Raw genomic sequence first — 13,188 nt, 5'->3', positions numbered from 1 at the left:
ACTTTAGTTGGATAATACTGACTCAATAAGACGACGATAAGACAGGGATGTATGGAAATTACGCCGAATGAACGCGATGCAGTATATAAAACGATTTTTTCTCGCCGAGATGTTCGTGGTCAGTTTCTTCCTGATGAGATCCCAGAAGACGTTTTGATGCGTGTACTAACCGCAGCGCACCATGCTCCCAGTGTCGGTTTTATGCAACCTTGGGATTTTGTCGTTGTCCGTGATATCGAAACCAAGCAACAAATCAAAGCCGGTTTTAATCAGGCTCATGCAGAATCCGCGGAAATGTTCACCGATGAAAAGCAAGCAATGTATAAGCGCCTAAAACTAGAAGGCATCGTCGAATCACCTATCGGAATCTGCGTGACTTGCGACCGTAATCGAACCGGAAAGGTCGTGCTAGGTAGAACCATCAAACAAGAAATGGATCTGTACAGCACCGTGTGTGCGGTTCAAAACCTGTGGCTCGCGGCAAGAGCCGAAAACCTAGGGTTAGGTTGGGTGAGCATTCTTCACGACTCAACACTGCGAGACGCTTTAGATATCCCAGAAAACATCGATATCGTTGCGTATTTATGTATCGGCTACGTTGACCACTTCAAAGATAAACCCGAACTAGAAACCATGGGTTGGCTACCAAGACGAGACGTCAATTCAGCGATTCATGAAGGGAAGTGGAACTCAGAGCAAATAACGAATTCAGTCAAAGACTAAACGCATCTCTTATTTTGATTACGACTACGTATCATCATTGGTTATTTTGTTTGCTAAAAGAGGTGTTTATAAACTAAATTGGGTCTTGATAATATTTATATCAACAGTTTCACAAAGCATATTCCAATGTTGAACGAGTAAATAGAGACCATATTTTTGTGATAGCTATTCTCGTTCCTTTAAACGCTTGAATTTGGATACCCATTGAACGACGCGAACTTACGTAGATTCCAACAGCTGCTGGTCAAATATGAACTAGGTGAAGAGTACCACCTAACGATAGATGATCTGGAACACTCGCTTTCTACTTCTCGTAGAAACACTTCGATCGTCCTGAAATGCCTATCTGAATTCCAGTGGATTTGTTGGATTCCGTCCAAAGGACGAGGGAGGCTTAGTCAATTTAAAATTTTGCTTAGTTTCTCTGAGGCATTAGAGCAAGTTTTAGCGCTTCAGTTAGAGCAAGGTCGCTTTAACGTAATTCCTCGCCTTTTAGAAAGCTATGGTGATACCGCAATAAAGGCACTGACGCTAGCCACTGAAAAACATAACCTTTTCAATCAACAGCATGATCATTTGTTGATCACTCAATACCCCTGGGTTGATAATCTTGAGCCCGCCAAAACCTATAGAATCGCTGAACATCAAATTCTGAGAAGTATCTATAATACTTTGTTAGTTCAAGATCTTAATGGCGAGCCTCAAGCCAGTCTTGCCCACCATTGGAAGATGGAAGGGCGCTTTCTGCATTTTTGGTTAAGGCCTAATGTTGTTTTCCATGACGGTGAAACCTTGAGTGCAAAAGATGTCGTTCAATGTTTGTTACGGTTAAAAAACATAGATGGCCCGGTACAGTCTTTATTTGAGCAGGTGAATGAGGTTCATGTGGTGGGTGAGAAAAAACTAACTATCGAGTTAGCGCGCGCAAACCCAATGTTTATCTATGCGCTGTGTAGTGCACACGCGTCTATCTACCGTTGCAAGCGTAGCTATTTTGCTAGTGGACGCAGCGCGTATATTGGAACGGGACCTTTCTCTTTAGATGATTGGAGCGAAGAGCGCCTTATTCTAAAACGTCACCGTGGTTACTTTGCTCAACACTCACTGTTAGAGCAGATCACTCTGACGGATATTGATGGCTTAAATGATCATACTCTCAGTTTCAATAAGTCTGGTGTAGCGGAAGAAACCACCATTAATGCCCTGTCGTACCTTGCCGTGAATCACAGAAAAAATTCATATATTACCCCCGAAAACCTAGCCTGCTTGGTATCGTTTATTAAAACCAGTAGTAAAGACTTTGACATCGATATGGTGGTGGATGATTTGTCTTTCTCGTCGAGCGAATTAATGTGCAGTGATTCTGTCCCTATTTTGACGGGCACTGTTGTCCTAACTCGACCTAAAATGACGATTCCTTTACTTCAAGATATGGCTGACTGGCTACAACAAACGATTGCAAAAACGGGTGTCGCTATTGAAGTCGTTGAACTTCCCAATATTAGTGATCCTAGCTCTATGAGCGAATCGGCAGACCTGTTATTTATCGAAGAAATTATTGAACAGCCTAAAGATTATGGCCTGTATGATTGGTTACTTGCTTCGTCTGGACTCAGGTTCATTTATGACAGTTCTGAGATGAGAGAGCATTGTGAGAGAGTTCACTTAGCCGTTAGTTGTGATAATCCAGTCGGCGAGTTGAAAAAGATTGAACAATCACTGTATCAACAGAAGCTCCTTTGTCCGTTATTTCATGGTAAAGAGAAGGTTTCTAATAGTATTGAGGTTCAAGGCGTAGAGATCAATCAAACTGGCTACAGTGATTTCTATAAACTCTGGATATCTTCAAGCGATATGTAATTAGTCCATTTAAGACCCTTCGTTAGAACAAAACATGCATAAACTGCCTAGCACCCTTTCATGTTTCTTTTGAATACCAATCGCTATTATGACTGGCCATGACTATCACAGTCATTCTCGGTCATCCCCCCAATGACAACCCTACTTATTAATGTATTTCATTAGGATCTCATCGAATGAAACTTAAGCTTATTTCTATCGCACTTATCGCTGGTGGCCTTACTGCTTGTGGCGGAGGAGGAGGCGGTGGTAGCAGTACAAGTGCTCCCGCTCCTCAAACAAAAACCTTACAAGGTGTGGCTATCGATGGTTATATTTCAGGGGCGACCGCGTTTTTGGACATCAATTACAATGGTGTGTTAGATGAAGGTGAGCCAAGCAGCATCACCGACCATGAGGGCAGCTATGAGCTATCTTTGACGGGCTCTAACTCAGACTGTATGGACTACGCTCCAATCGTAGTGAACGTGCCAGTAGGCGCTATTGATGCGGATAGCCCAAACACACCGATTACTGAACCTTATCAGTTAATCTTTCCGCCAGTCATGACGGTGAGTTCTGAGCAAAAAATTAAGTCGACTACGCCACTGACAACTGTTTTATGGAATCAGATCCAAGCCGACTTGTATAAAGGTGGTTTAAATAGTTGTTCTGCTTTGAAGCAAGCTGTGAACACCCAAAATAGCATTATCCAAAATGTGAAAGAGCATGACTTCCGAATTGCGAACCGATACAACATCGCAGTAGAGGACTTGTATGGTGATTTCGTTAAAGATCAAAACACTGAGCTCTACGATTTAGCGCAGAAGATGATGCCTGCCATTAAAAAGTCGTATCAAGAGACCAAAGAGATTCAAAAAGAGAACCCTACAGCCCAGCAAGCTTATGTTGACTATTACTGGCAGCATTGGGATTACTCCAAGAAAAACGAAATTAATAAGTGGTATAAAGTTAAAACAGTGATGACTGCGAACAAGCTGATTGTGATCGAACATGAAGTTTCAGCCGACTTGCAGACAGAACTGGCGTTAAGTGAACATTTTGAGCGCAATGGTCAGAAGAAAGATGGCTTAGAGTATGACAAAGCAGCTTTGTTCTCATTGAGTAGTGATGGAACAGAATATTCATGTTCAGTGCAAGAGACCATCAAGCAGCAGATCCTGCCTAACTCATTGACTACCTTTGGTGTGATGAACCGTGGCGGGTCTCAACAACTTGATTGGGGAAGTTGTTCTCGTCAAGACGTTGGTGCGGGCTTTATGCAAACCTTGACGGCAGATGTTGTCGGTGACTACAAGGATCAGTTTACCCAGGTACAAGCCAAATTTAATTTTGAGAATAACGTACCACATCCTGAGTGGGTTAATCTTGGTGATTCGTTAGATAATGTTTCTCGCAGCGACTTTGATGCGCTCAACTATCTATCGGTAGATTTTAATGACAATAGTTCATATGGCTCCGATAACTGGAACAGACACAAGTATGCGCACATTGAAAATACGCCGTTTGATTATACTCAAACGATAACGTCTAGATATTCTCAAGGTAACTGGACTAAAGGTTATTATTACCAAAATGGAACAAGTCGATTTGAGTGTTCAGATGATGGTGTGAACTGGTCAAAAGAGACTTGTAAGTAACACTGACGAAGTCGTGAATAAATAATTTTAGATACCTTTATGCAATAAAAAAATCCAGTGTCTACAAGACACTGGATTTTTAGTTTTGGTTGACCGTTATGTAGCTTTACTTTATTAAAAGCGCCTAAGCGATCTCAATTTTCTCAGCTTGGTTCTGTTCTGCCATTGATATCGCTAGTGCTTCTGCAGCCTTAATACCATCGATACCAGCAGACAAGATGCCGCCAGCATAGCCTGCACCTTCACCTGCAGGGAAGAAGCCCTTTAAGTTGATGCTTTGGAAGTCTTTGCCACGTTTGATACATACAGGAGAAGACGTACGCGTCTCAACGCCTGTTAATAGACCGTCTGGCGTAGAGAAGCCTTTGATCTTCTTCTCGAACGCTGGAATTGCTTCACGAATTGCTTCGATAGCAAAATCAGGCAGTGCTTTTGAAATGTCCGTTAGATGGATACCCGGTGTGAATGATGGTTTTACTTCACCGATTTCACTTGGATCGCGACCTTTCAGGAAGTCACCGATTTTCTGTGCAGGGGCGTCGTAGTTCTCGCCACCTAGAACATAAGCGGCACTTTCTAATTCACGCTGTAAACGGATACCTGCTAGTGCGTCACCTGGGTAATCACGCTCTGGGTCGATACCCACAACGATGGCACTGTTTGCGTTACGTTCTGCACGAGAGTATTGGCTCATGCCGTTGGTTACTACGCGGCCTTCTTCAGAAGTCGCTGCAACCACAGTACCACCCGGGCACATACAGAAGCTGTATACAGTGCGGCCATTCTTACAGTGGTGTACTAGTTTGTAGTCCGCAGCACCTAGGATAGGGTTGCCTGCGTTCTTGCCGAAGCGAGCTTCATCGATCATCGCCTGTTTGTGTTCGATACGGAAACCAACAGAGAAAGGCTTAGCTTCCATGTAAACACCACGTTCGTGCAGCATTTCAAACGTATCACGGGCACTGTGGCCAACAGCCAGTACTACGTGACGAGTTTTAATCTCTTCACCGTTAGAAAGCGTTAGGCCAGTGATTTGACCGTCTTCCATATGAACGTCGTCTACGCGAGTGCTGAAACGGATTTCGCCACCTAGCTCAATGATAGAAGCACGCATCTTCTCGATCATGGTAACCAGTTTAAAGGTACCGATGTGTGGCTTACTTACGTATAGAATTTCTTCTGGTGCGCCAGCAGCTACGAATTCTTCGATTACTTTACGGCCGTAGTGCTTTGGATCTTTAACTTGGCTGTATAGCTTACCGTCAGAGAATGTACCTGCGCCACCTTCACCGAACTGTACGTTTGATTCAGTGTTCAGTGTGCGCTTACGCCAGAAACCAAAGGTATCTTTCGTACGTTCACGAACTTCTTTACCGCGCTCAACAATGATCGGGTTGAAACCCATTTGAGCAAGCACTAGACCAGCGAACAGACCACAAGGGCCAAAGCCGATAACGACAGGGCGCTCAGTTTGGTTCTCAACCGCTTTAGCCACGAATTTGTACTCCATGTCAGGAGTCACTTTTACGTGTGGATCGCTGATGAATTGTTCTAACAACTCAGCTTCGTTTTCAACGAGAACATCAAGCGTGTAGATAAGTAAGATTTTTGATTTCTTACGAGCATCGTAGCCACGTTTAAAGATATTAAAAGAAAGTACCTGATCAGCGTTAATGCCAAGCTTTGCTTCAATAGCGTCTTGAATGGCTGACTCTTCATGGTCTAGTGGGAGTTTAATTTCGGTTAAACGTATCATTTTGATGTCTCGTTTTTATAGGTGTCTTAGCTAGATCGTTTCTTAATACAGAATTTGATGAAAACGCTGATGTTGAAAGAAGCGATAAGCTCACAATGGCGCGCATTTTACGAGAAATTGATTTATCTGTCATACTAATTTGGAAACATGGAGCAAATAGACACGATATTAGAGCCGTATGATGTTGAATTTTGCCTTGGGATGAGTATTATCCTCCATTCTTCAATTTTGACTAACTTATAGAGCAGAGCATCATGGCATTTGTCGTAGGCGATAACTGTATTCAATGTAAATACACAGACTGTGTGGCGGTATGCCCCGCAGATGCGTTCCATGAAGGCCCGAATTTCATGGTAATCAACCCAATCGAATGCATTGATTGTGGTTTATGTGTACCTGAATGTGATGCTCAAGCGATCTTCCAAGAAGATGAACTGCCAGAAAATCAAAAGATCTTTATTGAAGTGAATGCCGAGCTTGCCGAGATTTGGCCTGTGCAAACTGAAGTAAAAGCACCGATGGATGAAGCTGAAAAGTGGAATGGTGTGTCTGATAAGTTGGCAATGTTAGAAAAGTAGTTGTTGAAAAGAACTCAAATAAAAAGGCGTACTGATTTAATCAATACGCCTTTTTTAATACCTGAACACTGTCGATTGGATCGTTAGCTTATGAAATCTAGCTATGCTGACGACGCATGTTGTCGAGAATAATACCGGTCGCCATTGCTACGTTCAGAGACTCTGCGCCACCGAATGCAGGAATCGTAATCTTATCCGTTACGTATTTAGCCGCATGTTCACGAATGCCGTGAGACTCGCTGCCCATTAGCAAAATGCCATTGGCAGTAAATTCTGTCTTATGAACACTTTCGCCTTCTAAGAACGCGCCGTAAACCGGTAGGTTCGCTTGTTCTAAATAAGCCGGTAAGTATGTTTGGCTTACGTGTACTCGGCCAAAGCTACCCATAGTTGCACTGATGGTCTTAGGGTTGTATGGGTCTGCACAATCGCTGCTCGCAACGATATGCTTAACGCCATACCAGTCTGCTACACGAATAATCGTACCTAGGTTGCCCGGGTCTGAAACGCCATCTAGTGCAATCATCAGCCCTGTTGCTTTTGGCAGTTCAAATGTTGGGATCTCAACGACAGCAATCGCTGCATTGTTGCTGACCAAAGTACTTGCTTTGGTTAGGTCATCTAGCGAGGCTTCAACACAATCAAACTCAAACAGTGAAGCGTGATTTTCAGATAAGAAATCAGCGGTAGCAAAGACGTTCTTCACGACTAAGTCACTATTGAACAGCTCAAGAACGTTCTTTTCACCTTGAACTAGAAACAAGCCGTGGGCTTTACGTTGTTTCTTTTGGCCCAAAGCACGAAGGAGTTTTAATTGGTTTTTTGAAATCATGTTTTTATCCTAGATATAAGCCCGCGCATTATAGAGCAAAGGTTGGAGAACCAAAAGCGTGATAGCTCAATGCGATCCACATAAAAAGCAAAAGCAACTCACTTAAAAAAGAAAAGCGCACTAAATAGCGCGCCCTTATGGGATTTACTTGCCTAAGTTAAGCTGAACTGACAGCTTAATATGGAACAGGATAGCGCTTAAACACTGTGTTGATATCGGTAAGAATCTCTTCTGATAATGGTTTACTGAAAGCAGCCACGTTCTCTTTAAGCTGCTCCATCGTGGTCGCCCCAATGATGGATGAGGTAACACCATCGACTTGATTACACCATGCTAATGCAAGCTGGCTCGGCGTAAATCCATGAGTGTTCGCGACTTCTGCATATCCTTTTACCGCTTCATTGGCAGATTCGGTGTCGCGGAAAATGCCCTTACGCTGCATGTATGTCCAGCGGCTGCCTTCCGGTCTTGCACCATCAATGTATTTTCCACTGAGCATTCCTCCAGATAACGGTGACCAAGGCAGGTAAGCGACATCTTCATGCACACAGTTCTCAATCAGATACGGCCAGTCTTTTGCGTGAAGTAGGCTGAATTCATTCTGAATCGAGACCATGCGTGGCAAATCGTGTTTGTCGCTCAGCTTGAGATAGGTGTTGATACCCCAAGTAGTGTCATCAGACAAACCAACATGACGGATTTTTCCTGCTTTAACGCAGCTCGCTAGGGCTTGAAGGATCTCCAACATTTCCCCTTCATGCTGCTTCCGGTCGATATCACTGAAGCGAATTTGATTTGGGAACTGTTTTCCAAAGTGAGGTGTATTTCGATTTGGCCAATGCAGTTGATATAGGTCGATATAATCAGTCTGTAGACGCTTTAATGACGCATCAACCGCTTCGATTACGGCTTCACCCGTTATAGGACCACCATCTCGAACCCAAGGAAGGCCTGGGCCTGCAATCTTACTCGCTATGATCAGTTCTTGGCGGCGCTGCGGGTGGCGCGATAGCCAGTTACCAATGATCGCTTCTGTTTTGCCGTAGGTCTCTGGAGAAGGCGGAACCGCGTACATTTCTGCAGTATCTATGAAGTTAATACCTTGGCTTAGTGCGTATTCGATCTGTTGGTCGGCTTGCTGTTGTGTATTTTGCAGCCCCCAAGTCATGCTGCCAAGACAGATGCGGGAAACGGGAATTTGACTACTTCCTAGTTTTGAATATTCCATTGAATTCGGGATTCCTGTGGTTAAGTTCTCTGGTACTCGCATTAGAGTTTTTGAAAAGAGAGCGAGTGAGGAATGAAAACGAATATAAATTATTAGCACAAAATGACATGACAAGGTATGGCTGAGGTAAGTTTAATGAGTCATTTCTCAACGTAGCGAATGAGCTAGCTGCATAGTCGTGGAGCTATAAATATAAAGCAGGGGAGTCACAAAACGTGAATGGGTTCGACGCCGAAATAGGACATCATAGAAAGAGAGAAGAAGAGTCAAAGACAAAAGAGCTCTACATCAAAGTGAAGTAGAGCTCTTTTTTAGGGGTTCTATAAACAAGTTCTGAGTATTGATTAAGTTACGAGGTCGCGTTGGTGTCAAACCCACCTTGAGATTGCGCCTGTCTTAGAGCTTCCTGCCTTTGAACTTCTTTCTCAGTTAATGCTGGCTGAAGCGTTTCCTCAGAGGCTTGAGGAGATAAAATGAAATATTTATTAATCGTCATAACTGTGTCTCCGTGTAACGTATGACAGATTCTGCATCAAGGATAAAGGGTGATCATCATCCACTTTGTACTTTTTATAGGCTGAGAGTGGAGGGCGTAGAATGCGTACAAAGCGATCTCTTATCATCCGTATGCAATGTTGAACTGACGAAACCCTCTGATTTCAAGTATAGGAAGCTCGTCTAATTTCGCACAATAATGATGTAGAGCAATTACATAGATGGTCAGGGGCGTAAGATGAAAAACCTCGCTACTGACTCTGTGTTCGTCTTTATTTAACGATGCATCGCTTATCGACATAATAATTAGGTCAGTAAATCAATTACTTAATCCATGGTGAGATGAATTATGGAAAAGCTTGTAGAACGTTTTCTGAATTACGTTACTTTTGATACTAAATCCGATCCTTCTAATCAGCAGTGCCCAAGTTCACCGGGTCAAATAACATTTGCTGAAGCCTTAAAATCAGAATTGATCGCATTAGAGTTAGCTGATGTCTCTTTAGACGAAAATGGCTATTTGATGGCGAAACTGCCGTCGAATGTCGATTACGATGTGCCTGCCATTGGCTTTGTCGCACATATGGATACCGCTCCTGATGCTTCCGGTGCGAACGTGAAACCACAGCTGATTAAAGATTATCAAGGTGGAACGATAGAATTAGGTGCAAGCAGCGAATGCCTGAATCCAAGCCAATACCCAGATCTTGATGCCTTGCATGGCCATGACCTCATCACTACCGATGGCACGACTCTGCTTGGGGCTGATAATAAGGCGGGCATCGCTGAAATCATCAGTGCAATTGCTTACCTCAAAGCGAACCCAGACGTTAAACATGGCGATATTTGTATTGGCTTCACGCCAGACGAAGAGATCGGCCGTGGTGCTAACTTGTTTGATGTTAAGAAGTTTGGTGCCGAATGGGCGTATACCATTGATGGTGGCCCGGTAGGGGAGTTGGAATTTGAGAACTTTAATGCCACGAGCGCCGATGTTATCTGTCATGGCGTGAATGTTCATCCGGGTACCGCAAAAGGCAAAATGGTCAACGCGATGAATATCGCGGCTCAATTCCAATTGATGATGCCAGCGCAAGATACACCTGAGTGCACAGAAGGGTATGAAGGCTTTTACCACCTGAAATCGGCTGAAATGGGTGTGGCTCGCTCTGAACTGGGATACATCATCCGTGATTTTGAACGTGAAGGTGTAGAAGCGCGTAAGGCATTCATGCAACAGAAAGTGGATGAGCTGAACGAGCGCCTAGAGAAAGGTCGTGTTGAGTTGGTGCTCACTGATAGCTATTTCAACATGAAGGAGATGGTTGAACCACATCAGCACATTATCGAGTTAGCCAAGCAAGCAATGATCGAGTGCGATGTTGAGCCTATGATCAAGCCTATCCGAGGCGGCACAGATGGTGCTCGCTTATCTTTCATGGGGCTACCGTGTCCGAATATCTTTACTGGTGGCTATAACTTCCACGGTATTCATGAGTTCATTACTATTCAAGGCATGGAACAAGCGGTAAAAGTGATAGTGGAACTGTCTCAACGTACCGCTATTCACTATCAAAAATAGCCGCCTAAAACGCGATATCTCTTTGTATTTTTGAGAGTATTCATTAATACTCTCTTTAAGCATAAGGGAGTACGCGATGAAAAAGTTAGTTTTACTTTGCACCCACTTAGCCGTGGGTGCTTTTGGTTTTGGGCTTGGTGTTTATGCACTACCTATCTTGATTGAGCCTGATTCTCCTTCCTCAAGTTCTGTTGAAGCGATCAGTCAGCAGGCGATCTATACAGGTGAGTTCACCAAAGACCGACAAGACAGTGACTTTTTGCATTGGGGAGAGGGCATCGTCTCTGTCTCTGAAAGTGCGATAGCTTTTGAAGGTGAGTTGGCGCCGGGGCCGGATTATAAGGTTTACCTATCACCTAAGTTTATTGAAACCGAACAGGCATTCAATGACAGCAAGAGCGAGTTACTGAGAGTCGGAGATGTGAAAACATTCGACCGATTTATGGTTGAGCTGCCTGAAGGTACTGATCTTAATCGATTTAATACGGTTGTGATTTGGTGTGAAACTTTTGGTCAATTTATTACTTCTGCCAAGATAAAATGATAGCCTTACTAGGGCGTGTTGATCTTTCGAGCTGATTTTTGCAGCGAGTTGCTGGGTATTTATACAAGGCAGAGACTTCGATGTGTAGCTAGCCTACATGAGAAGCCGATAACGTAGTAGGAATGACCAGCAAACGCTGCCCTAAGGGTTCGGCTAAAAGCGTTTTACTCTTTGTTGAGGGGGATTTGCTTAGAATGACTAGGCTACTTCCCCCTCGCCGCGATTAAAACGCTTTTATTTCGAACAAAATTTAACCGCGAAAGGTCAACACGCCCTAATAGCTGAATTAATCATGAAAAGGAGCGCTCTATTTTTGAGCGCTTTTTTATAATGCGTTTTTTGGGTTGAGTCAGTCGCTGTAAAGCTCGTCGTTATAAAGCTTAATTGTTGTAATACAAAGGAATACGTAATGGAAAAGTTGTGGCAAGTGATCGATTTCTTACTCGCTAATAAGTTTATTTTTAGTGTGCTGATCATCTGCATTATATTAATTATCCGACGAATCACTCTGTCTCGAATCCGTGGTGATGTCGCTTTTCTCAGTGAAGACCAACGTAACTGGATGTCACGTACCAAAAACGGTACGTTTGCCATTATTATGGTCACTTTATTTGTGCTGTGGAAATCTGAAATCAGCGAGTTTGCGCTGTCAGTCACCGCCATTGCTGTTGCTATAGTCGTCGCATCTAAAGAGATCATTTTGTGTTTCACCGGTTCTATTCAGCGTGCGAGTTCTCGCTCATTTAGAATCGGTGACTGGATCGAAGTGGGTAAAATCAGCGGCGAGGTGATTGAGCACAACTTGATGGCGACTGTGATTCAGGAAATCGACCTATATCACGGGCAATACCATTTCACAGGTAAGACCGCTACGCTGCCCAATAGCATGTTCTTCACCTACCCGGTCAAGAACCTTAATTTCATGAAGCGCTACGTTTATCATAACTTTTTTGTGACGGTCAAAGACTTCGTTAACCTATATCCAATGGTGCCGGGCCTTATCGTTAAAATTGAAGAGCACTGTGAAGAGTTTATCGATGTTGCGCGCCGTTATAACGGTGTGATCGAAAAACACGCTGGCGTTGACCTTCCGGGATCTGAGCCTCATATCCATATCACGAGCAGTTCGACGGGTGAGCAAGAAGTGCACTTTATGATCTTCTGTCCGACCGAAAAAGCGATTCATCTTGAGCAAGATATTCGTAAAGACTTTATGGAAGCGTACGCAGAGGCCTTTCCAACTAGCGTTTGACCCCAATTAACGCTTAATCCTAACTAACGCTTTATGTTGTTTACGCATTTCATGTTACGAAACGTAAGGCTCTGAAAGTAAAAGAAAGCCGAGAGCGATAAGATCGACTCTCGGCTTTTCTAAATCTGAAATTCGGCTTCGATATTAGTTCAGGTCAGCGAGTGGTAACCAGTCTACTTCCACACCTGCTTGCTCAAACATATCTTGGCTTATCTTGATCTTATCTCCCCAACGAGAAAGGAAGTCTTCACTTTGCTCTGGGCAATGTACCGCTGAAATCCCAGTTTGGATGATTTTTGCTGCACAGTTCGGACAAGGGAAGTGAGTTACCCAAACTTCACAACTGTCTAAATCACGTTTAGCAAACAAGATTGCATTTTCTTCAGCGTGAAGCGTCTTGAGGTACTTCATTTCTCTGTCATCAGTATCCGCACTATCAGACACGCCATGTGGGTAGCCATTAAAACCAACGGAAACAATACGGTTGTGCTTAGTGATTACGGCGCCGACTTGAGTTGAAGGATCTTTACTCCAAGAACCGACCAATTCCGCCATTTGATAGAAACGCTTAGCCCATTTTGAAATCATGAGAATTCCTTAACAATTAAATGTGAATGCTTATCTGTCTGACCATACATTATGTTAGACAATATCCATAGAGAACAAAAGCTGAGAGGTTGATTTACTTAGGAATTGTA

At 43.5% G+C, this 13,188-nt stretch carries 12 protein-coding genes; 7 read left to right on the top strand and 5 right to left on the bottom strand.

All coding sequences use genetic code 11. The annotated features are described in order from the left end of the window. Positions 1-51 precede the first annotated feature (51 nt). The 3 genes from bluB (at position 52) to OCU90_RS21925 (ending at position 4,223) form a co-directional block, all read left to right on the top strand. Positions 52-723, top strand: a complete 672-nt coding sequence (gene bluB, locus OCU90_RS21935; protein ID WP_004731771.1) for a 5,6-dimethylbenzimidazole synthase — start codon at positions 52-54, stop codon at positions 721-723. A gap of 204 nt (positions 724-927) precedes the next feature. After that, complete coding sequence (locus OCU90_RS21930; protein ID WP_061022037.1) at positions 928-2,583, top strand: ABC transporter substrate-binding protein; 1,656 nt, start codon at positions 928-930, stop codon at positions 2,581-2,583. A gap of 176 nt (positions 2,584-2,759) precedes the next feature. Beyond that, a complete protein-coding gene (locus tag OCU90_RS21925; protein WP_061022035.1) occupies positions 2,760-4,223 on the top strand; it encodes a hypothetical protein in 1,464 nt (487 codons plus the stop codon). A gap of 124 nt (positions 4,224-4,347) precedes the next feature. Here OCU90_RS21925 and OCU90_RS21920 read toward each other — a convergent pair whose 3' ends face one another. After that, entirely contained in the window at positions 4,348-5,979 is a 1,632-nt protein-coding gene (locus OCU90_RS21920) for an NAD(P)/FAD-dependent oxidoreductase (RefSeq protein WP_017077435.1), read from the bottom strand. A 254-nt stretch (positions 5,980-6,233) separates the two neighbouring features. On the opposite strand from OCU90_RS21920, the gene fdxA reads away from it, so the two are divergent. Further along, entirely contained in the window at positions 6,234-6,557 is a 324-nt protein-coding gene (fdxA, locus tag OCU90_RS21915) for a ferredoxin FdxA (RefSeq protein WP_061022034.1), read from the top strand. Positions 6,558-6,654: 97 nt separating this feature from the next. Here fdxA and OCU90_RS21910 read toward each other — a convergent pair whose 3' ends face one another. The 3 genes from OCU90_RS21910 to OCU90_RS21900 all read right to left on the bottom strand — a co-directional run bounded on the left by OCU90_RS21910 (position 6,655) and on the right by OCU90_RS21900 (position 9,113). Then, positions 6,655-7,389, bottom strand: coding sequence for an RNA methyltransferase (locus tag OCU90_RS21910; RefSeq protein ID WP_061022031.1), 735 nt, complete (start codon positions 7,387-7,389; stop codon positions 6,655-6,657). Between the two features lie 175 nt (positions 7,390-7,564). Then, entirely contained in the window at positions 7,565-8,557 is a 993-nt protein-coding gene (locus tag OCU90_RS21905; protein ID WP_240513379.1) for an aldo/keto reductase, read from the bottom strand. Positions 8,558-8,966: 409 nt separating this feature from the next. Then, entirely contained in the window at positions 8,967-9,113 is a 147-nt protein-coding gene (locus tag OCU90_RS21900) for a hypothetical protein (protein ID WP_004731758.1), read from the bottom strand. A gap of 348 nt (positions 9,114-9,461) precedes the next feature. Between OCU90_RS21900 and pepT the strand changes: the two genes are divergently transcribed. The 3 genes from pepT to OCU90_RS21885 all read left to right on the top strand — a co-directional run bounded on the left by pepT (position 9,462) and on the right by OCU90_RS21885 (position 12,490). Continuing rightward, positions 9,462-10,694 (top strand): peptidase T, encoded by a 1,233-nt coding sequence (gene pepT / locus OCU90_RS21895; RefSeq protein WP_061022028.1) that lies wholly within the window; start codon positions 9,462-9,464, stop codon positions 10,692-10,694. A gap of 76 nt (positions 10,695-10,770) precedes the next feature. Then, positions 10,771-11,238 carry a DM13 domain-containing protein gene (locus OCU90_RS21890; RefSeq protein ID WP_017088448.1) on the top strand — a complete coding sequence of 156 codons (468 nt, stop codon included), beginning with the start codon at positions 10,771-10,773 and terminating at the stop codon, positions 11,236-11,238. A gap of 409 nt (positions 11,239-11,647) precedes the next feature. After that, the gene (locus tag OCU90_RS21885) at positions 11,648-12,490 is read left to right on the top strand and encodes a mechanosensitive ion channel family protein (RefSeq protein ID WP_004731751.1); all 843 of its coding nucleotides are present in this window, start codon (positions 11,648-11,650) and stop codon (positions 12,488-12,490) included. 144 nt (positions 12,491-12,634) lie between these two features. Here OCU90_RS21885 and OCU90_RS21880 read toward each other — a convergent pair whose 3' ends face one another. Beyond that, entirely contained in the window at positions 12,635-13,078 is a 444-nt protein-coding gene (locus OCU90_RS21880) for a dCMP deaminase family protein (protein ID WP_017081944.1), read from the bottom strand. Between the last annotated feature and the right edge of the window lie 110 nt (positions 13,079-13,188).

Origin of the sequence: Vibrio splendidus, from assembly GCF_024347615.1 — a bacterium.
GTDB lineage: Bacteria > Pseudomonadota > Gammaproteobacteria > Enterobacterales > Vibrionaceae > Vibrio > Vibrio splendidus.
This window is presented reverse-complemented; position numbering and strand designations above follow the sequence as displayed.